The sequence below is a fragment of the Brevibacterium renqingii genome, assembly GCF_017808105.1.
Classification (GTDB): Bacteria; Actinomycetota; Actinomycetes; order Actinomycetales; family Brevibacteriaceae; genus Brevibacterium; species Brevibacterium renqingii.
In genome coordinates this window covers 70,016-91,218 of sequence record NZ_JADBHF010000003.1, presented here as the reverse complement: position 1 = coordinate 91,218, position 21,203 = coordinate 70,016, and the positions used below count along the sequence as shown (strand labels likewise).

Sequence of the window (21,203 nt, the reverse complement as noted above, 5' to 3'; positions counted from 1 at the left end):
GCCGCCGAACCCGCCCGCCGCACCTCGGCGGGTGGGAGGGCCAGCGAAGAGGAGGAGACATGGACGAGGACGTCGAACGGATCAAGGGCCTGCTCACCCCGCCCCTGCAGACGGCGGGTTACCACCTGGAGAACGTCAAGGCCGTCGCCGCGGGTCCCCGCCGCACACTCACCGTCGTCGTCGACCTCGACGAGTCGAGCACCGAGGCGATGTCGATGGACAGGATCGCCGAATCGACGAAGATCGTCGGCGACGCCCTCGATGAGGTCGAGATCTTCCGGGACAAGCCCTATCAGCTCGAGGTCACGAGTCCCGGGGCGACGCGCAGGCTCGAGACCCCGCGCCACTTCAAGCGCGTGATCGGGCGCCGCCTGGAGATCACGACGAAGAAGGACACGTTCAAACTCGACCTCGCCGAGGTGGGCGAGTCCTCGATCACGGGCACGGACCCGCAGAAGAAGGAGACCAGGCAGGTCCCGCTCGACGACATCCGCAAGGCGCAGGTCGAGCTCAAGTTCCGCTGAGGTGCGCCGCCGGCCGTCACTGACAGGCGGCAGGCACTCGCCGACAGGCCGCAGGCCCTCACCGACATGGCGCAGCCCCTCCCTGACAGGTGCAGGCGCGGACTGGGATAGACTGTGACGCCTGCATAAGTGAACACAGACAATTCAATGCTCGAATGAGCCGGAGAGGAAATTGGCACATGGACATCGACCTCAATGTTCTGCGCGTGATCGAACGAGAGCGTGAGATTCCGCTGGACACCCTCATCGAACTCATCGAACAGGCACTCTACCTCGCCTACCAGAAGACCGAAGGCGCCTGGCCCGACGCCCGCGCCGAACTCGACAAGTCCTCCGGCGAGGTGCGCATCCTCGCCGTGGAATTCGACAACGACGACAATCCGATCGGTGAGTTCGACGATACTCCGACCGGGTTCGGCCGCATCGCCGCCCAGACCGCCCGGCAGGTCATCCACCAGCGGCTGCGCGATGTCGAGGACGAATCCCTGCTCGGCACCTTCAAGGGCCGGGAGGGCGAGATCGCCTCGGGCACCATCCAGCAGGGCAGGGACCCGCAGATGGTCCAGGTCGACCTCGGCGACGTCGAGGCCGTGCTGCCCCCGCACGAACAGGTCCCCGGCGAACAGTACGGTCACGGGACCCGGCTGCGCGTCTACATCGCCGATGTCCACAAGGGCACGAAGGGCACCTCGGTCACCGTCTCCCGCACCCACCCGAACCTCGTGCGTCGGCTCTTCGCCCATGAGGCGCCGGAGATCGCCGACGGCACCGTCGAGATCGTGTCCCTGGCCCGCGAGGCCGGACACCGCACGAAGCTCGCCGTGCGCGCCACGAAGCCCGGCGTGAATGCGAAGGGATCGTGCATCGGCGAACTCGGGTCCCGGGTGCGCGCGGTGATGAATGAGCTCGGCCAGGAGAAGATCGACATCGTCGACTACTCGGACGATCCGGCGAAGTTCATCGCCCACGCGCTCTCACCGGCCAAGGCCAAGCGGGTCGAGATCCTCGACGCGGCGGCCCAGGAGTCGCGCGCCGTGGTGCCCACCGATCAGCTCTCGCTGGCCATCGGCAAGGAGGGGCAGAACGCGCGCCTGGCCGCCAAGCTCACCGGCTGGAAGATCGACATCGTCGCAGCCGACTGAACCCGGCCGTCGCGGGACTCAGGACGCGGCCGTCGAGAGGCTCAGGAGGCGGCCGTCGAAGGACTCAGGACCCGACCGCTCCCGGGGCGCAGCGCCGTCGCGTGACCCGCACCACTGTCCCCCTTGGCGCGAGCCGGGGCGTGCGTGCTGTAGAATCATTCATTGTGAATGCCGGCGATGGACCCCTCAGGACGTGCATCGCCTGCAGGCAGAAGGCCGATCGGAGCGAGCTGACACGTTTCGTGTTCCGCCCCGATCAGCGCCCCGCCGTCGTCCACGACGTGTCAGCGACACTGCCCGGACGTGGTGCCTGGGTGCACCCCGATGAGAAGTGCCTGGCCAAGGCACGGACCACTGCCCCCTTCGCTCGAGCCTTTCGAACGAAGATCACCGCCTCGGATCTGCCGAGGCTGGAGACCGAACCCAAAGAGAACGGGTAGCTGAGAATGGATGACAAGTTGTGAGTGTCGCACGATGACACCCAAACGGAATTCGAGAGAGCAGTGAGATGAGTACTGCTCTTCATTGATGAGGTTCTTTCCTGACCGGGAAAGAACCCGGACAGGAGAACTGTGGCAAAGCCCCGTGTCCATGAGCTCGCGAAAGAGCTCGGCACAACCAGTAAGAACGTCCTCGAGAAGCTCCAGGACATGGGCGAATTCGTTCGCTCGGCCTCGTCGACACTCGAAGCGCCCGTCGTGCGCCGAGTGAAGGAGGCTTTCGCCGATTCCGCTCCCGCCGATGGTGAGAAGTCCGGCGGAGCTGCGAAGAAGTCCGCCGCCAAGCCGGCGGCAAAGCCCGGAGCCCCGAAACCCGGAGCGAAGCCGGCCCCCAAGCCCGGCGCGAAGTCGACGCCCAAGTCGACCCCGGCGAAGCCGTCGAGCCCGGCGAAGCCCAAGCCCGCCGAGGCGACCGAATCCGCGGCGAAGCCCGCACCGAAGCCGGGCGCCAAGCCTGCGGCTCCTGCGGCCCCCAAACCGGCTGAAGCGGCAGAGACCGCAGAGACGGCCGCACCCGAGGCCAAGCCGAGCCGTGGCGCGGCTCCGAAGCCGGGCGCTCCCAAGCCCGGTGCCCCGAAGCCCGGCGCACCCAAGCCCGGCGGCGCAGCCAAGCCCGCGGCCCCGAAACCCGGTGGCCGTTCCGCGCGCCCGGGCAACAACCCCTTCGCCTCGTCGCAGGGCATGCCGAAGCCCGGTGGCCGCGGACCCAAGCCGGGCGGTCGTCCCGGTGGTCAGGGCGGCCAGGGCGGACGCCCCGGCAACAACCCCTTCGCTTCCTCACAGGGCATGCCGAAGCCGGGTCAGAAGCCGCGCGGAACCGGTGAGGAGGCCTCGAGCGCTCCCCGTCCCGGACCGCGCCCGGGCGCACCCCGCCCCAATCCCTCGATGCTGAAGAACTCGGCACTGAACAAGCCCGCTCCCGGTCGTGGCCGCGGCGGCGGTCGCGGCAACGCTCCCGGCGGCGGACCCGGCGCTCCGGCCGGTGCTCCGGGCGGCGGCCCGCGTCGTGGACCCGGCGGTCCCGGCGGACGCGGCTCCGGTCGCGGTCGCGGAAGCACCCAGGGTGCATTCGGTCGCGGCGGAGGTCCCCGTCAGAAGGGACGGAAGTCGAAGCGGGCGAAGCGCGCAGAGCTCGAGCAGATGCAGGCTCCGTCGGTCGGCGGCGTCACCGTTCCCCGCGGAGACGGCAATACGCCGCTGCGTCTGCGTCGCGGCTCCTCGCTCGCGGACTTCGCCGAGAAGATCAACACGGATCCGACGAACCTCGTGACCGTGCTCTTCCACCTCGGTGAGATGGCGACGATCACGCAGTCCCTCGACGAGGCGACCTTCGAGGTCCTCGGCGAGGAGCTCGGCTACAAGATCGAGATCGTCTCGCCCGAGGACGAGGACCGTGAGCTGCTCGAGACCTTCGACATCGACCTCGACGCCGAAGCCGCCGAGGAGGACGACGAGGATCTCGCCGCCCGCCCGCCGGTCATCACCGTCATGGGTCACGTCGACCACGGCAAGACCAAGCTGCTCGATGCGATCCGTTCGGCCAATGTCGCCTCCCGCGAGGCCGGCGGAATCACCCAGCACATCGGTGCCTACCAGGTCGAGGTCGACCATGAGGGTCAGGAGCGCAAGCTCACCTTCCTCGACACCCCGGGCCACGAGGCGTTCACCGCCATGCGTGCCCGCGGTGCGAAGTCGACGGACCTCGCGATCCTCGTGGTCGCCGCCGATGACGGTGTGATGCCGCAGACCGTCGAAGCGCTCAACCACGCCCAGGCGGCCGATGTGCCGATCGTCGTGGCCGTCAACAAGATCGACAAGGAGGGTGCGAACCCCGCCAAGGTCATGCAGCAGCTGACCGAATACAACCTCGTGGCCGAAGAGTACGGCGGCGAGACGATGTTCGTGCCGATCTCCGCGCTCAAGCGCGAGGGCATCGACCAGCTGCTCGAGTCCGTGCTGCTGACGACCGATGCCGCCCTGGACCTGCGGGCGAACCCCGACAAGTCCGCTCGCGGCATCGCGATCGAGGCCAAGCTCGACAAGGGCCGCGGAGCCGTGGCTACCGTGCTCGTCGAGTCCGGCACCCTGCGCCAGGGCGATGCCATCGTCTGCGGCACCGCCTATGGCCGTGTGCGTGCGATGTTCGACGAGAACGGCAACCAGGTCGAGGCGGCCGGTCCGTCCCGTCCGGTGCAGGTGCTCGGTCTGTCCTCCGTGCCGCGTGCCGGTGATTCGTTCATCTCCACCGATGACGATCGCACCGCGCGCCAGATCGCCGAGAAGCGCGACGCCATCGAGCGCAACGCCGCTCAGGCCCGCGGTCGCAAGCGGATCAGCCTCGAGGACTTCACCAAGGCTCTGGCCGAGGGCAAGGTCGACATGCTCAACCTCATCCTCAAGGGCGACGTCTCCGGTGCCGTCGAGGCACTCGAGGATTCGCTGCTCAAGATCGATGTGGGCGACGACGTCGATCTGCGCATCATCCACCGCGGCGTCGGTGCGATCACGGAGAACGACATCAACCTGGCCACGGTCGACAACGCGATCGTCCTCGGCTTCAACGTCCGTCCGGAAGCGAAGGCTCGCGACCTGGCCGACCGCGAAGGCGTCGATGTGCGCTACTACTCGGTCATCTACCAGGCGATCGAGGACATCGAGAGCTCGCTCAAGGGCATGCTCAAGCCCGAGTTCGAAGAGGTCCAGACGGGCACCGCGGAGATCCGCGAGGTCTTCCGGTCCTCGAAGTTCGGCAACATCGCCGGCTCGATCGTCCGCGACGGTCTCATCAAGCGCAACTCGACCGCTCGGGTCACCCGCGACGGAGTCGTCATCGGCGACAACGTCCAGATCGAGTCGCTGCGCCGGTTCAAGGACGATGCCACGGAGGTCCGCGAGGGCTACGAGTGCGGCATCGGCCTCGGCAAGTTCAACGACCTGCGCGTCGGTGACATCATCGAGACTTTCGAGATGCAGGAGAAGCCGCGCGACTGAACCGAGTTCGCGCGACTCGACCCTGACACCACGGGTCGATGCTGACGGCTCCGGTCGGTCCCGGAAGGGATCGGCCGGAGCCGCTTCGACTCTCGGGCCGAGCCTCGTCGATCGCGAGGTGCGGCCCTACCACGGATAAGATGTGGCCGGAGATCAGCTCCGACCCCGAAACAAAGGACAACACCATGGCAGACCCGACTCGGGCCCGCAAGATCGCCGACCAGATCAAGGTCATCGTCGCCAGCACGATCGAGCGTCGGCTCAAGGATCCGCGCCTCGGCTTCGTCACCGTCACCGATGTGCGGGTGACCGGCGATCTGCAGCACGCCACGATCTTCTACACCGTCTTCGGCGACGGTCAGGACCTAGTCTCCACGGGCAAGGCGCTCGAATCTGCGAAGGGCTTCATCCGCTCCGAGGTGGGCAAGGGACTGACGATCCGTCTGACCCCGAGCCTCGAATTCATCGCCGACGCCGTCCCCGAGGCAGCCGCTCGCCTCGACGGACTGCTGGCCGAGGCCGCCGCCGACGATGCGCGTGTGGCGGGACTGGCCGAGAACGCCTCGCCCGCAGGCGAGGCCGATCCGTACAAGAAGAACGAGGACGCCGATGACGAGGACTGAACGTTGATCTTCGTCACGTGCAGAAAAATCTTCTCGTAACAGTTTTGTTATCTTTCCCCGGTGCCGTAGACTTTTTCCGGTAACGAAACGATTACGACTCTGTTAAGGGAATTCTGCATTGGGTAAGCACTCTTCACCGAAGCCGTCGTTTGCGAAGCAGCTCGTCCGGGATCTGACGCCCAGCAAGCGCTCCGCAGGCCGGCACTCAGCGAACGTGCCGTCAACGGCGACCTCCGTGCTGGCGACCGTCAAGCAGCGTCCCGTCGTCGCTGCGATCGCCGTTCCGGCCGCCGCGACCGCCGCCGTGGTCGGCTCGACCGTCGTCATGGGACCGCCCGAGTCCGGAAATGTCACCACCGAGGCCGCGAGCACGACTCCCGAGGAGTCGACGAGTCCCTCGTCGGTGAGTCAGGACGAGATCGACGCGCAGCGCAAGAAGGCCGGCGAGGAGTACCTCGAGAAGGTCAAGGACGATCCGAAGTACAAGAACAAGTCGTCGAAGACCACTCTCGAGGTCAAGGCTCCGAAGCCGAAGCCGACCGCCGAATCCTCATCGTCTGCGCAGTCGAGCAAGAGCAGTGAGGAATCCTCCTCCTCGTCTTCTTCCTCTGACGAGAAGTCCTCCGAGGGCGAAGGCACCTCGAGCGACACCTCGGCGCCGCCGTGCGACGTGTCCTCGTCGATCGAATCCGGACTGCTGCCCAACGCCGTCAACGGCTACCGTGCAGTGTGCGCGAAGTTCCCCGAGGTCAAGACCTTCGGCGGTCGCCGCCCGGGCACCGGTTCGGACCACAACACCGGTGAGGCCGTGGACATCATGATCACCGGTTCGACCGGCGATCGCATCGCCGACTACCTGATCAAGAACCAGGGCAGCCTCAACGTCAAGTACGTCATCTGGAAGCAGCGCATCTGGATGCCCGGTCAGGGCTGGAAGAGCATGGAGGATCGCGGCAGCGCGACCGCCAACCACTTCGACCACGTGCACGCGTCCTTCAACTGATCGCCACGACTGTGAGCGATTCTTCCCCGCAGGGCATCCTCGTCTGCGACAAACCGCAGGGCCTGAGCTCGCACGGCGTGGTCTCACGCATCCGACGCTGGTACGGGACCAAGAAGGTCGGCCACGCCGGAACCCTCGACCCGATGGCCACGGGAGTGCTCGTGCTCGGCCTCGGCCGCGGCACCAAGCTGCTCGGCTACATCACCGGTGTGTCGAAGACCTACCGGGCCACCATCCGTCTGGGGTCCTCGACGCCCACGGACGACGCCGACTCCGAGGCCGACCGCTTCGCGCGGCCAGAAGCTCTTGCCGGCGTCGACGCGGCATCCATCGAAGCCGCGGTCGCCGCCCAGCGCGGCTTGATCGACCAGGTCCCCAGCGCCGTCTCGGCGATCAAGGTCGACGGCAGACGCTCCTACGCCCGGGTGCGGGCCGGTGAGGAGGTCGAACTCAAGGCCCGCCGGGTCGAGGTCTCCTCCTTCGAGGTCTTCGACATCCGGTTCGCCGCCTCCGACGGCCATATCGACGTCGATGTCGAGGTCGACTGCTCCTCGGGCACCTATGTGCGCGCCCTGGCCCGTGACATCGGCGCCGACCTCGGCGTCTTCGGGCATCTCACCGCGCTGCGTCGCACCAGAGTCGGCGCATTCGACCTCGACCGTGCCGTCTCCCTGCCCGAGGACCTCGACGTCCCGGCTCCCGAACTCATATCTCTCGCCGAGGTCGCCCGCACCCTTCTGCCCGTCGTCCGAGTCGGGGGCGAGCAGGCCAAGGCACTCATGCAGGGCAAGACCGTCGCCGTCTGTGACGGCATCGCCGGTTCCTCCGGCGAAGTGGCGGTGATCTGGGAGGAGGCCCTCGTCTCCGTCGCCGAGGTGCGCTCCGGCGGCCTCAAGTCACTCACGGCCTTCGCCATCGACCTCGCCTGACAACGAGATACATTGTAATCCGCATTTACAATCAAATGTTTTGTGCATGGTCGAGGGATCTGCTGTAATTGGGGCATGTTCGTCATGACCGTCGACCAACGGGAATCGCGTCGGGCCGCCGATGCCGTGCCCGCAGTGCTGCAGGCGCTCGAGCCGGTCGACGCTCTCGTTCCGTTCTCCCGCACCATCGGTGACGAGGCCCAGGGCGTCCTTGCGGACCCGTCGGCCGTCGCCGAGGCGGTGCGCCGGCTTGCCGTCGTCTCCGGCTGGCACATCGGCATCGGCATCGGCGAAGTCGAACGGCCGCTGCCCGAGACGACCGTCGAAGCCAGAGGGCAGGCCGTCTACGCCGCCCGGCAGGCCGTCGAGGCTGCGAAGTCCGCGCCCGGCCACCTCGTCGTGCGCTCCGGCATCGAGCAGGACCGCTCGGTCCATCCCGCCTTCGCCGAGGCGGCCCTGCGGCTGCTCGTCAGCGCGCTCGAAGAGCTGCGGAGCCAGTCACGCGGCTACGTCGGCTTCCGCCTCGACCGTCCCGAGGCGACGCAGACCGAGATCGCCGAGCACTTCGATGTCTCCCAGCAGGCCGTGTCCCGGGTGCTCGCACAGGGCACCGCCGAGATCGTCGCCGGCGGCCAGGGACTCGCCGCCCACCACCTAGGACTGGCGGAAGGAGGAGCTCATGTGGACTGAGGTCCTCATCGCCGTCGCGGCCGCGGTCGCCGCCGCGCTCATCGGCTGGCCGCTGGTGCCGCTGTTCCTCCGTCTGACGCATGCGGGCCCGGGCGAGAAGCCCACGCGCACCGGCACCGAGGAGATCGAGGTCCTGCGCGGGGGCCTGTGGGTCGGCATCGTCGAACGCGCACTCATCGCCGGGGCCATCGTCCTCGGGCGCCCCGAGCTCATGGCCGTGGTCATCGCGGTCAAGGGGCTGGGCCGCTTCGCCGAGATCAAATCCTCGGCCGCGGCGGGGGAGAGGTTCATCATCGGCACCTTCGTCTCGATCGCCTTCGCCTGCCTGATCGGCGTCATCGGCTGGGCGGTCATCACCTGAGATCGGGCCCGTCCGCCTCGGCGAGGTGTGGGTTAGGACCGCGATCATCTCTGCGATAATCTGAGTCGGTGCACGGAAGGAGCGAACGTCTGGTGGAGCTGTATCACGGACTGGGTGAAGTGAAGGTCGACGATGTCGGCACCGTCATCACCCTCGGCAACTTCGACGGTGTGCACCGCGGTCACCAGACCGTCCTCAGGACCGTCGCGGCACTCGCCCGGCAGGAAGGCCTGCGGTCGATCGCAATGACCTTCGACCCGCATCCGCGCACGGTCCACCGCCCCGACGACCCGACCGTGAAGATCACGAGCACACGACAGCGGGCCGATCTCATCGCCGAGACCGGGATCGACGCGCTCCTGATCCAGCCCTACGACCTCGACTTCGCCGCACAGTCGGCCGAAGAGTTCGTCCGCACCTGCTTCGTCGAGGCCCTGCGGGTCCGCATCGTCGTCGTCGGCGACGATGTGCGCTTCGGCAAGGACAACGAAGGCACCATCGACACGCTGCGCCGCCTCGGCGAGAGATTCGGGTTCCGGACCGAGACGATCGACGAGGTCGGACGCGGGGGCCGCTACTCCTCTTCGCGCATCCGCGAACAGCTCACCGCCGGCGATGTCGCCGAGGTGGCCGATCAGCTCGGCCGGTACCATGCTCTCCACGGCACAGTCGTCCACGGCGACGCCCGCGGCCGCGATCTCGGCTTCCCTACGGCGAATCTCTCCGACGATCCCGAGGGGCTCGTCCCCGCCGACGGCGTCTATGCCGGATGGGCGACGTTCTCCGGTGAGGCACAGGCGTACCCGGCGGCGATCTCGGTGGGCACGAACCCGACGTTCAAAGGCAGCACCCGTCGCGTCGAGGCCTATGTGCTCGATAAGGAATTCGGCGAATTCGACGTCTACGACCGTGAGATGACCCTCGAATTCGTCTCCCGCATCCGCGGCCAGGTCGCCTTCACCGGCATGGAGGACCTCATCGCGCAGATGCACGAGGACATCGCCGATGTGCGCGAGGTCCTGCACACCTGATAGGCTGATCTCTGCCGTTTTCACCGGCCGCGGTCCCACAGTGCGAAGACTTCAGGTCGTCGCGCCGCGCAACGACACGATAGGAGAACTCCATGGCTCTCGATACTGCCACGAAGCAAGAGATCATCAAGGAATATGCAACTCACGAGGGCGACACCGGTTCTCCCGAGGTCCAGGTTGCGCTGCTGACCCGCCGGATCTCCGGCCTCACCGAGCACTTCAAGGATCACAAGCACGACCATCACTCGCGTCGCGGCCTGCTCCTGCTGGTCGGTCAGCGCCGTCGCCTGCTCAAGTACCTGCAGAAGGTCGACATCGAGCGATACCGTTCGCTCATCAAGCGCCTCGGCCTGCGCCGCTGATTCGCTGAGTTCGCCCGGTCGCCGGTTCGTCCTGGACCGGCGTCGATCGCGGCCTCGCGCAGCAGTCATGGAAGCGTCCCACCTCCGGGTGGGGCGCTTTCGTGCTTCCGGCCGGCTCGGCTGAGGTGAACCATGTGCTTCTGCGGTAGACTTGGCGGTGGACAATCCTGCCATGGACGTTTCGGTCTTCGGTAGTGGCCTCCGGAGGAATGCGCACCCAGCGTGCCGGTTCCGTGGGCCCCGATCGATGACCGGCTTGGATCCATGGGATGTCCGAAGCCAATATTCCCGCCGGTTCGGCGTGGGGCCTCGCACTGCGCAAGGCGGTGCGATCGCTCATGCAACGAGGACACTCCTCGTCCGCTGAGGGCCACCGCGTGCCGGTACAATCTAGGAGACTACGTGGGACTCAACCCTGAATCCGCCGTTGCGCACATCGACAATGGCAGCTTCGGTTCGCACACCATCCGCTTCGAGACCGGACGACTGGCCCAGCAGGCCGCCGGATCCGCCGTCGCCTACCTCGATGACGACACCATGCTGCTCTCGGCCACCTCGGCCGGCAAGCACCCCCGTGAGGGCTTCGACTTCTTCCCCCTGACCGTCGACGTCGAAGAGCGGATGTACGCCGCCGGCCGCATCCCCGGTTCGTTCTTCCGCCGCGAGGGACGCCCCTCGACCGACGCGATCCTCACCTGCCGTCTCATCGACCGTCCGCTGCGCCCGTCCTTCGTCAAGGGCCTGCGCAACGAGGTCCAGGTCGTCGTCACCGTGATGTCGGTCAACCCCGATCACCTCTACGATGCCCTGGCCATCAACGCCGCATCGATGTCGACCCAGCTGTCGGGCCTGCCCTTCTCCGGCCCCATCGGCGGTGTGCGCATCGCCCTCATCGACGGCCAGTGGGTCGCCTTCCCGAACCACTCGCAGCTCGAGGACGCCGTGTTCAACATGGTCGTCGCCGGTCGCGTGGTCGGTGACGACGTCGCCATCATGATGGTCGAGGCCGAGGCCACCGACAACGCCATCGACAAGATCAAGACCGGCGCCCAGGCCCCCACCGAGGAGGTCGTGGCCGAGGGCATCGACGCCGCCAAGCCCTTCATCGCCGAACTCTGCCGCGCGCAGTCCGAACTCGCCGACAGCGCCGCCAAGCCGACCGTCGAGTTCCCCGTCTTCCGCGAATACGAGGACGACGTCTTCGAGGCCGTGAAGGAACTGGCCGAGGAGAAGCAGACCGAGAACTTCCGGATCGCCGACAAGCAGGAGCGCGAGGCCGCCGGTGAGAAGCTGCTGGGCGAGCTCTTCGACAAGCTCGGAGAGCGCTTCGAAGGCCGTGAGAAGGAGATCGCGAACGCTCTCAACGCCCTGACCAAGCAGGTCGTGCGCAAGCGCATCCTCACCGACCAGGTCCGCATCGACGGCCGCGGGCTCAAGGACATCCGTCCGCTCACCGCCGAGACGAACGTCGTTCCGCGCGTGCACGGTTCGGCGCTGTTCGAACGCGGTGAGACGCAGATCCTGGGCATCACGACGCTCAACATGCTCAAGCTCGAGCAGCAGATCGACTCGCTGTCGCCGGTGACCTCGAAGCGCTACATCCACCACTACAACTTCCCGCCCTACTCGACCGGCGAGACCGGCCGTGTGGGCAGCCCGAAGCGCCGCGAGATCGGCCACGGCGCCCTGGCCGAGCGGGCCCTCGTGCCCGTCCTGCCCAAGCGCGAGGACTTCCCGTACGCCATCCGTGAGGTCTCCGAGGCCCTCGGCTCGAACGGTTCGACCTCGATGGGTTCGGTCTGCGCCTCGACCCTGGCCATGCTCTCCGCCGGCGTGCCGCTGGCCGCGCCCGTCGCCGGCATCGCCATGGGCCTGGTGTCCGACGTCATCTCCACCGACCAGGGTGAGCAGACCGCCTATGCGGCTCTGACCGACATCCTCGGTGCCGAGGACGCCTTCGGCGATATGGACTTCAAGGTCGCCGGCACCCGGGAGTTCGTCACCGCGATCCAGCTCGACACCAAGCTCGACGGTCTGCCCGCCTCGGTGCTGGCCGCAGCGCTGAAGCAGGCCCGCGAGGCCCGCATGGTCATCCTCGACGTCATCGCCGATGCCATCGACGCACCCGCCGAGATGGCCCCGACCGCACCGCGGATCATCTCCGTGAACATCCCCGTCGACAAGATCGGCGAGGTCATCGGGCCCAAGGGCAAGATGATCAACCAGATCCAGGAGGACACGGGCGCGGAGATCAGCATCGAAGACGACGGAACCGTCCTCATCGGCGCCACCGACGGACCGGCCGCCGAGGCCGCCCGTTCGATGATCAACGCGATCGCGAACCCGCAGGTGCCCGAGGTCGGCGAACGCTACCTCGGAACCGTGGTCAAGACGATGAGCTTCGGAGCCTTCGTCTCCCTGACCCCGGGCAAGGACGGCCTGCTGCACATCTCCGAGCTGCGCAAGCTCAATGACGGCAAGCGCGTCGAGGACGTCGAGGACGTCGTCGGCGTGGGCCAGAAGGTCCAGGTCGAGATCACGAAGATCGACGACCGCGGCAAGCTGTCGCTGGCCCCGGTCGGCGACGAGGACGCCGAGAGCGAAGAGGGATCGGACAACTGATACTCGAGAGTTCGCACACCGGGGAGGGCAGCCGAATCGATCGGTCTGTCCTCCCCGGTGGTTTGACACTGACCACCGAGCACATGCCGGGCCTGGCCTCGGAGACGATCGGCATCTGGGTCGCCGCGGGTTCGCGGGACGAATCCGCGACGACCGCCGGTTCGACGCATTTCCTCGAGCACATGCTGTTCAAGGGCACCGAGACGAAGGACGCGAAGTCCATCGCCGCGGCCTTCGACCGCACCGGCGGTGATTCGAACGCGATCACCGCAAAGGAGCTCACCTGCTATTACTCGCGGTGCTTGGTCACCGACCTGCCGAACATCACGGGCCTGCTGCTCGACATGGTCTCGAATTCCCAGCTCGACGTCGACGAATTCGAGCGTGAGCGCGGCGTCATCATCGAAGAGCTCGCGATGTCGGCTGATGACCCCACCGATGTCCTCTTCGACGACTTCGACGCACTCGTCTTCGGCTCTCATCCGCTGGCCCGACCGGTCGGGGCGACGAAGGAGCAGATCCGCGCCCTCGGCCACCACACGGTCATCGACCACTACTCCTCGACCTACATCCCGCCGCGTCTGGTCATTGCCGCCGCCGGAGGCGCCACCCACGAAGAGGTGCTGAGGATGGTCGAAGACGCCCTCGCCGAGGCGGGGCTCGGCTCCCGAGCGGAAGCCTGGTCCGCCGACGGGGTTGCGGTAGGAGCCCACCTGGCGGGTGCGAGCCGTGAGCGCCCGGTCTTCCGGCCGGGGACCTCCCACACCGTCAAGGACACGGAACAGCTGGGCCTCCTGCTGGGCTGCGAAGGCCTCGAAGAAGGCCACGACGATCGGTTCGTCTACTCCGTGCTGCTGACGATGCTCGGCGGCGGAATGTCCTCGCGGCTGTTCCAGAGCGTGCGCGAGGAACGCGGTCTCGCCTACGCCGTCAACTGTGTGGCCAGCCAGTTCACGGACACCGGCACCTTCGGCATCTACGCCGGCTGCACGGCAGAGAACGCTCAGGCGGTCATCGACCTGGCCCTGACCGAATGGGGCCGGCTGGCCCAGGAAGCGCCGAGCCGATTCGAACTCGACGAGATCGTCTCCCAGCTATCCGGGTCGATGGTCCTCGGCCTCGAGTCGTCGGCGGCCCGGATGAATCGTCTGGCGAGGTCGGAGATCTTCGGTCTGCCGCTCGAGGCGCCGCTCGACCTCATCGAGCGCATCCGCTCGGTCACCGCTGACGAGGTCAGCGCCATGGCCGGTTCGCTCCTGGAGAAGCCGAAGGCCCTGGCCATGGTCGGTCCTGCCGCCGAGGTCCGGCTGCCCTGAGGCAGTGAGGAGGCTGTACGCTCGAGAAGGGCCGTACAGCAACGACAGGGGAGTCATGGCGAGGAAGAGTGCCGAAGTCCGTCGCGAGGAGATCCTCGCCGCTACGGTCGAGGAGATCGAAGCGACGGGTCTGCGGACCCTGCGTGTGGCCGATGTCGCCGAGCGACTGGGGCTGAGCGCAAGTCTGGTCATCTATCACTTCGCGACGAAGGAAGCACTCGTCGCCGCGGCCTTCGACCATGCCGGACGCAACGATCTCGACCACGCCAGGAACCTCGCAGCCGGAACCGGATCCGCTCGGGAGCGGCTGAGCGAGGTCATCGGCTGGTACATGCCGGCCGGCTCGACGCGCAGCTGGAAGATCTGGATCGACGGCTGGTCCGCAGGGCTGTTCGACGAGGATCTGAAATCGACCTTCTCGGCCCTCGACCGTGATTGGAAGACGATCCTCGCCGACCTCATCGTCGAAGGCATCGGATCCGGGGAAGTCGCCTCACGAGGCGATGAAGCCGGTGCGCAGTCGGCGGACGGATTCGCCGAGGCCTGTGCCACCCGGATCCTCGCCTACCTGGACGGCCTCGCCGTGCAGCTGCTGTTCAACTCGGACTCCGTATCCCAGGAGAAGCTGCGCGCCTGGGTCGGCGAGTTCCTCACCAGCGAGCTCGACTGACTCGAGCACTGCTCAGAGACCGATCATTCAGCGATCGGCGGCCCGCGGCTCGGGGGCCCGAACGCTCTGTCAGCTGCTGTGCCCAGGCATCCTGCTGCTCGGGCCACCACCAGGGGTGTGCATAGGCGAAGCCTGACATCATGCCCAGAGCCTATCGAACCGGGTACGAGAGCCCTGCCGAACAGCCCTCTTGACGCGCCCGCGGTTTCACGTCAGACTGAGGGAGAACGCGTTACTGAATGGCGATTCAGTTAAATTCTTTGGGGAGCACTATGTTCATGGACATCACTTGGCAGGATCCTGCCACCGGAGCCCGCGGCTTCGTCGTCATCGACACCCTCGTCCGCGAAACCGCCTCGGGCGGTCTGCGCATGCGCAAGGGCTGCACCCTCGAGGAGGTGCGCGGCCTGGCTCAGGGGATGACCCGCAAGGAGGCGATCCATCTTCGCGAGGGCCGGCACTACGTCCCCGTCGGCGGTGCCAAGGGCGGCATCGACTTCGATCCCCGCGCGCCGGGAGCCAAGGGGGTCCTCGAACGGTTCCTCGTTGCGATGGCTCCGATCATGCACACCTATTGGGCCCTCGGCGAGGACCTCGGAGTCCGTCAGGGCGACATCGACGAGATCATCGCCCGCCGCGGGCTGGGCTCCGGTCTCGCCGCCGTGGACAAACTCATCACCGACCCCGAGGTCTCAGCGGTCCGGGCGAAGACAGCTTTCGCGACCGTCGTCGACGGCGTGGCCCAGGACGAACTCGTCGGAGGACTCGGCGTGGCCGCCTCGGCGATCGCCGCGCTCAGGGCCGAAGGACAGGATCCGGCGGCCTGCCGTGCCGTCATCCAGGGATTCGGATCGATGGGAGGCGCGAGCGCCCGATTCCTCGCCGAGGCGGGAGTGCGGATCGTCGGCATCGCCGACGCCGACGGGTTCGTCTCGAACCCCGAGGGCCTCGACGTCGAGGCCCTGCTCGCCACCCGTGACCCCTTCGGCGGCATCGACCGAGCGGCCCTGCGCGCCGAAGACCACGACGGCGACCGCGACGACTGGCTGGCCGCCGAGGCCGAGGTGCTCATCCCGGCCGCCGTCAGCTATGCGATCACCGCGGACAACTGCGAGCGCATCCGGGCCGGACTCATCGTCGAAGCCGCGAACATGCCCGTGCTGCCCGAGGCCGAGGAGAAGCTGCGTGCACGCGGAGTCACCGTCGTCCCCGACTTCCTCGCGAACTCCGCGACCAACGCCTGGTGGTGGTGGGTGACCTTCGGCGACGTCGACGGCAGCTGGACCGACAGCCGCGAGCTCGTGACGACGACTCTGCGCGAACTCACCACCGAGGTGCTCGCCACGGCCGCAGAGCAGGGGATCAGCCCGCGCGCGGCCGCACAGGCCACGGTCGATGCGAACCTCGCCCGCCTCCACGCCGTCGACGCGGCACCTCGCGTCGACGCGCCCGCCGCGAGCGGTCGCTAGCGCCATGGATGCGTTCTTCGATCCCGGCAGCGTCGCCGTCCTCGGAGCATCGAACGATCCCAGCAAATGGGGATTCTGGCTCTCGGCCGGCGCGCTCACCGGTGCGCACCGGCGCAGCGTCCACCTCATCAACTCCCGGGCCGCCTCGATCCAGGGACAGCCGACCTTCGCGCACCTGTCCGAGCTGCCCGAGGTCCCTGAGCTGCTCGTCATCTCCATCCCCGGGCCTGCGGTCTCCGGTGCCGTCGACGAAGCCCTGGCCGCCGGCGTGCGCGCCTTCCTCATCATCTCCGCGCGCGTGCCGAACGCCGCGGAGCTCGCGGAGCGGATCGTCGCCGCCGGTGCCCGCCTCATCGGACCGAACTCATTGGGCCTCGTCGACTCGGCCAATGAGCTGCTGCTCGCCTGGGGCCACTTCACCCCGGGGTCTCTGGCCGTAGGCACCCAGAGCGGGCAGCTCGGCACCGAGATCGCCACGCTCTCGGCCCGCAGCGGCCTCGGCATCTCCCGGTTCGCCTCGATCGGCGGCCAGTCCGATGTCCGCGCCGCGGAGATCCTGCGCTCTCTCGTCGATGATCCCGACACCGCGCAGGTCGTCATCTACCTCGAATCCTTCACCGGCGGCAGCGCACTCGTGCAGGCGATGCAGGCGCTGCGGGCGGCGGGCAAGCCGACGATGATCCTGACCACCGGCTCGTCGAATGCCGGTGCGCGCATGGCGAAGTCGCACACCGGTTCGCTCACCTCGGCGATCGACACCGTCGATGCGGCCTGCCGCGCCGCCGGCGCCATCCGGCTCTCGACGCCCGGCGAGGTCGTCGAACTCGCCGGGTTCTTCGCCTCCTCCTGGCTGCCTGCGGCCCGGCGGGTCGCGGTCATCTCCGACTCCGGAGGCCAGGGCGCCATCGCCGCGGACACCGCCGAGGGATTCGGCCTCAGCGTCGAGGTCCTCGACCCGGCCACCGCTGAGAAAGCGGCTGACCTTCTGCCCGAGGCCGGAGGCATCGACAATCCGATCGACCTCGACGGCGCGGGCGAGAAGGACCTGTCGGTGTATTCGAGCCTCGTCGACGTGCTGCTGGCCGATGAGACGATCGACGCCGTCGTCCTCAGCGGCTACTTCGGCTGCTACGGCGAGGACATCCCCGAGCTGCTCGAGGCCGAACTCGCCGAGGTCGAGCGTCTCGGGAACATCGTCAGCGGTCACCGCAAACCGCTCATCGTCCACTCGATGAGCGCCGATTCCCAGGCCGTGGCGGGTCTGTGGGAACGCGGCATCCCGTCCTATGCCTCGATCGAAGCCGCGATGCGCGTGCTCGCCCGCGCCGGGTTCTACGCCTCCCACTCCGGTCGCATCACCGAGACCCACGACCTCTCCGGGACCATCACGCCGTGGGGAGCCGGCTATACGGCCGCCCGGGACGCCATGGCCGCAGCCGGAGTGCCCGTGCCCGCAGCCGTGACCCTCGGTCGTGGTGACGACCTCGCCGAGGCGATCGCCGCAGCAGAGCTGACTCCGCCGTTCGCCCTCAAAGCCGGATGGCTCGCGCACAAGACCGAGGTGGGCGGCATCGTCCTGGGCCTCGAGGATACGAGCGCCGTCGCCCGCGCGCATGCGGACATGGTCGCCCGCCTCGGCGAGGGAGAGTACGTTCTCGAGGAGATGGATACCCGCGACGGCGTCGTCGAGATCCTCGTCGGCGGACGGCAGGACGAGAACTTCGGGCCCATCGTCATGGTCGGAGCCGGCGGCACCGAGACCGAGCTCTACGGCGATACGTGGCTCGAACTCGCTCCCGTCTCCCATACCGAAGCGCTCGAGATGATCTCCCGGCTGACCTGCTACCGCCTGCTCACCGGCTGGCGCGGCAGGCCGGCAGCCGACCTCGACGGGCTCGCCGAGGTCATCGTCGCCGTCTCCCGACTCATCGCCTCGAACAATGAGATCGCCGAGATCGAGATCAACCCGGTCCGCGTCGCCACATCCGGCGCGCTGGCCGTCGACGCACTCGTCGTCACCGACACCGAAACCAGCAAGGAGTGACCATGGAACAGGCAGACATCACCGGAGGTGCACATCTGGCCCGGGCGCTGAAGGCCGAAGGCATCACGCGGGTGTTCGGGATCCCCGGGACCCACAATCTCGAGATCTTCGCCCAGCTGTCGGCCGAGGGCATCGACATCGTCTCGCCCCGTCACGAACAGGGTGCGGGATACATGGCCGACGGCGCCGCACGTGCGACCGGCGAGGTCAACGTCGTCGTCACCACCACCGGACCGGCCGTCCTCAACGCGCTGACGGCCCTGCTCCAGTCCTTCACCGACTCCGTGCCCGTGCTCCTCATCTGCCCCGGCATGCCGCTGACCCATCCCGGCCGCGGCAACGGCCTCCTCCACGAGGTCCGCAACCAGGCGGGCGCACTCGAAGCCGTGCTCACCGAGGTCCACCGGGTCACGAGCCCCGGCGAGGTCTCCCTGGCAGTGGGGCAGACGCTGTCGGCGATGCGCTCGGGCCGGACCCGGCCCGCGGCGATCGAGATACCCCTCGACCTCATCGAGGCGACGGGACCTGGCCGATCGCACCCGTCCGTGACCCGACCGCTGCCGAGCGCGGATGCAAACCGCATCGACACCGCCGCCGAGGCTCTCGCCGGCGCCCGCCGTCCGCTCATCATCGCCGGCGCCGGTTCGCACGGGGCGGGCCGGGAGATCGAAACACTGGCGCAGGCTCTGGGCGCCGGCATCATCGTGTCCTCGAACGCCAAGGGCGTCATCGACGACGACGGCGAGCACAGTCTCGGCGCCATCGGCTTCCTCGAACTGCTGCCGGAGCTGACCGCAGATGCCGACGCCGTCATCGCGATCGGCACCGAACTGGCCTCCAGCGACTTCTGGCCCGAACCCCTGCCGCTGCCCGAGACCGTGGTGCGCATCGACATCGACGAGGTGCAGATGCTCACGAACGCATCGGTGTCCCACCCCATCCTCGCTGATGCGAAGTCGGCGACCGGCCAGCTGGCTGCGGCGTTGCAAGGGCGGCGCTCGGCAGAGGACACGGCGGCGGCCGCGGACTGGCGGCGAGGCTGGAAGGACACGGCCGCCTCGGCGATGGAGCAGGACGGTGCACCGTGGGCCGAGCTCACGGACGCGCTCAACGCCTTCACCGCCTCGGCGGCGGGACCGGTCGTCCTCGCCGCGGACTCGACGATGGCCTGCTACTACGGCGTCCAGACGGGATGGACGGCTCGCCGCGGCGACCGCTTCCTCTACCCGGCAGGCGCGGGAACCCTCGGCTACGGCCTGCCCGCGGGCATCGGCGCCAAGCTCGCCGCACCCGAGGCCCGAGTCGTCGCGGTCGAAGGCGACGGCGGTTCGATGTTCACGATCGCCGAACTCGCCGCCGCCGTCCAGGCGCGAGTGAAACTGACCCTCATCATCGTCGACAACGGCGGCTACGGGGAGATCCGCAACGAGATGGCCGACCGCGGCGACGCACCCTCGGGCGTGGCACTGACCGGGCCGGACTTTCCGGCCCTGGCGACGGCGATGGGCGCCTACGGCATCCACGCCGAGGGCGCGGGCGAACTCCTCGCCGCCCTCAACGAGGCCGACGGCCGCGACGGCCCCACCCTCATCCACATCACCGAGCACTCGCGGGCAAGCGAGGACATGCTCGGTCGCTGAGCCAGACGCGGGCGCAAGGACGTGCCCGCAGACGACCAGCACCTCTTCGAATCGAAAGGCACCCACCATGAGCTACACCCCCTGGCCGCTGTCCGACGAGCAGCGCGACATCCTCGACCTGTGCCGGAACTTCGCCGCGGACACGATCCGGCCCGCCGGCCGCCGCGTCGACGAGGCCGACACCGAATCGCCCGTCGACATCTTCCGCGCCGCCGCCCAGGTCGGCATCACGGACTTCATGATCCCCGAGGAGTTCGGCGGAGGCGGTTTCACCGACGTGTTCACCCAATGCCTGGTCCAGGAGCAGCTGTGCTTCGGGGACCCGGGCATCGGCAACTTCGTCTGCTCGAACGGCTTCTTCGCCGACCCGATCCTCGCACTCGGCACCGCCGAGCAGAAGGAGGCCTGGCTGCGGCCGCTGACCGGCGCCGACCCGAAGATCACGTCGCTGGCCACGACCGAACCGAGCTCCGGATCCGACTCGGCCTCGATCATCACAAAGGCCACGGCCGTCGACGGGGGATACCTGCTCAACGGGCAGAAGGCATGGATCTCGAACGCAGGCCTGGCCGACTACTACGTCGTGTTCGCCAAGACCGACCCCTCGCAGCGCTCACGCGGAGTCTCGGCCTTCCTCCTGCCGCGCGAGACCGAGGGGATGGAATTCGGGGCGCCGATGAAGAAGATGGGCCAGCGTGCCATCGTCTGCCGGGAGATCTTCTTCTCCGATGCCTTCGTGCCCGAACAGAACCGCCTCGGCGAGGAGGGGCAGGGCTTCTACGGGCTCATGCGCACCTTCGACATCTCCCGCGTCGTGCTCGGCGCCGCCGCACTCGGCACGGCCCGGGCGGCCTTCGAATACGCCCGCGACTATGCGAAGGAGCGCACGCAGTTCGGGAAGACGATCATCGACCACCAGGCCGTGGCCTTCCGCCTGGCCGATATGTCCTCGCGCATCGACGCCGCCTGGCTGCAGGTGCTCAATGCCGCGCGGATGATCGACGCCGGGGAGGCGGTCAGCCGTCAGGAGGTGACCTCGGCGGCGGCGATGGCGAAGCTGAACGCCTCGGAGACCGCGATGTTCTGCACCTGGGCAGGCGTGCAGACCCTGGGCGGGTGGGGCTATTCGCGCGAGCATCCTCTCGAGCAGTGGATGCGCGATGCCAAACTCGAGGAGATCGAGGAAGGCACCTCGGACATCATGCGGCTGCTGATTTCCCGCAACCTCGGCTGAGTCACTCCGCGTCATCCGGAATAGCCGGGAACCGAACCGTGTTGTCCGAGAT

The 21,203-nt window shown here is 67.8% G+C and carries 18 protein-coding genes; all 18 read left to right on the top strand.

Features of this window, described 5'->3' with window-relative positions; all coding sequences use genetic code 11:
- Positions 1-59: 59 nt before the first annotated feature.
- The 18 genes from rimP (at position 60) to IHE57_RS04315 (ending at position 21,151) form a co-directional block, all read left to right on the top strand.
- On the top strand, positions 60-524 hold the full coding sequence (rimP, locus tag IHE57_RS04400; RefSeq protein WP_209371114.1) for a ribosome maturation factor RimP: 465 nt from the start codon (positions 60-62) through the stop codon (positions 522-524).
- Between the two features lie 179 nt (positions 525-703).
- On the top strand, positions 704-1,666 hold the full coding sequence (nusA, locus tag IHE57_RS04395) for a transcription termination factor NusA (RefSeq protein ID WP_209323273.1): 963 nt from the start codon (positions 704-706) through the stop codon (positions 1,664-1,666).
- Between the two features lie 164 nt (positions 1,667-1,830).
- The gene (locus tag IHE57_RS16655) at positions 1,831-2,106 is read left to right on the top strand and encodes a YlxR family protein (RefSeq protein WP_209371112.1); all 276 of its coding nucleotides are present in this window, start codon (positions 1,831-1,833) and stop codon (positions 2,104-2,106) included.
- A 132-nt stretch (positions 2,107-2,238) separates the two neighbouring features.
- A complete protein-coding gene (infB, locus tag IHE57_RS04385; RefSeq protein WP_209371111.1) occupies positions 2,239-5,157 on the top strand; it encodes a translation initiation factor IF-2 in 2,919 nt (972 codons plus the stop codon).
- Between the two features lie 185 nt (positions 5,158-5,342).
- Positions 5,343-5,780, top strand: a complete 438-nt coding sequence (gene rbfA / locus IHE57_RS04380; protein ID WP_209371102.1) for a 30S ribosome-binding factor RbfA — start codon at positions 5,343-5,345, stop codon at positions 5,778-5,780.
- Positions 5,781-5,994: 214 nt separating this feature from the next.
- Positions 5,995-6,783, top strand: a complete 789-nt coding sequence (locus tag IHE57_RS04375) for a VldE C-terminal domain-containing protein (protein WP_343071746.1) — start codon at positions 5,995-5,997, stop codon at positions 6,781-6,783.
- An 11-nt stretch (positions 6,784-6,794) separates the two neighbouring features.
- Complete coding sequence (truB, locus tag IHE57_RS04370; protein WP_209371100.1) at positions 6,795-7,712, top strand: tRNA pseudouridine(55) synthase TruB; 918 nt, start codon at positions 6,795-6,797, stop codon at positions 7,710-7,712.
- A gap of 75 nt (positions 7,713-7,787) precedes the next feature.
- On the top strand, positions 7,788-8,402 hold the full coding sequence (locus IHE57_RS04365) for a MarR family transcriptional regulator (RefSeq protein WP_209371098.1): 615 nt from the start codon (positions 7,788-7,790) through the stop codon (positions 8,400-8,402).
- Entirely contained in the window at positions 8,392-8,763 is a 372-nt protein-coding gene (locus tag IHE57_RS04360; protein ID WP_209323266.1) for a hypothetical protein, read from the top strand. The genes IHE57_RS04365 and IHE57_RS04360 overlap by 11 nt, the downstream gene beginning before the upstream one ends.
- 92 nt (positions 8,764-8,855) lie before the next feature.
- Complete coding sequence (locus tag IHE57_RS04355) at positions 8,856-9,794, top strand: bifunctional riboflavin kinase/FAD synthetase (protein WP_209371096.1); 939 nt, start codon at positions 8,856-8,858, stop codon at positions 9,792-9,794.
- A gap of 92 nt (positions 9,795-9,886) precedes the next feature.
- Positions 9,887-10,156, top strand: a complete 270-nt coding sequence (gene rpsO / locus IHE57_RS04350; RefSeq protein ID WP_209323264.1) for a 30S ribosomal protein S15 — start codon at positions 9,887-9,889, stop codon at positions 10,154-10,156.
- Positions 10,157-10,558: 402 nt separating this feature from the next.
- Positions 10,559-12,778, top strand: a complete 2,220-nt coding sequence (locus IHE57_RS04345) for a polyribonucleotide nucleotidyltransferase (protein ID WP_209371093.1) — start codon at positions 10,559-10,561, stop codon at positions 12,776-12,778.
- Positions 12,779-12,840: 62 nt separating this feature from the next.
- The gene (locus IHE57_RS04340) at positions 12,841-14,094 is read left to right on the top strand and encodes a M16 family metallopeptidase (RefSeq protein WP_253719905.1); all 1,254 of its coding nucleotides are present in this window, start codon (positions 12,841-12,843) and stop codon (positions 14,092-14,094) included.
- A 55-nt stretch (positions 14,095-14,149) separates the two neighbouring features.
- Positions 14,150-14,764, top strand: coding sequence for a TetR/AcrR family transcriptional regulator (locus IHE57_RS04335; protein WP_209323262.1), 615 nt, complete (start codon positions 14,150-14,152; stop codon positions 14,762-14,764).
- 278 nt (positions 14,765-15,042) lie between these two features.
- Entirely contained in the window at positions 15,043-16,233 is a 1,191-nt protein-coding gene (locus IHE57_RS04330; protein WP_253719904.1) for a Glu/Leu/Phe/Val dehydrogenase dimerization domain-containing protein, read from the top strand.
- Between the two features lie 4 nt (positions 16,234-16,237).
- Positions 16,238-18,277 (top strand): acetate--CoA ligase family protein, encoded by a 2,040-nt coding sequence (locus tag IHE57_RS04325; protein ID WP_209371089.1) that lies wholly within the window; start codon positions 16,238-16,240, stop codon positions 18,275-18,277.
- A gap of 2 nt (positions 18,278-18,279) precedes the next feature.
- Entirely contained in the window at positions 18,280-19,917 is a 1,638-nt protein-coding gene (locus tag IHE57_RS04320) for a thiamine pyrophosphate-binding protein (RefSeq protein ID WP_209371087.1), read from the top strand.
- A 67-nt stretch (positions 19,918-19,984) separates the two neighbouring features.
- On the top strand, positions 19,985-21,151 hold the full coding sequence (locus IHE57_RS04315; protein ID WP_209323258.1) for an acyl-CoA dehydrogenase family protein: 1,167 nt from the start codon (positions 19,985-19,987) through the stop codon (positions 21,149-21,151).
- The last annotated feature ends 52 nt before the right edge of the window (positions 21,152-21,203 follow it).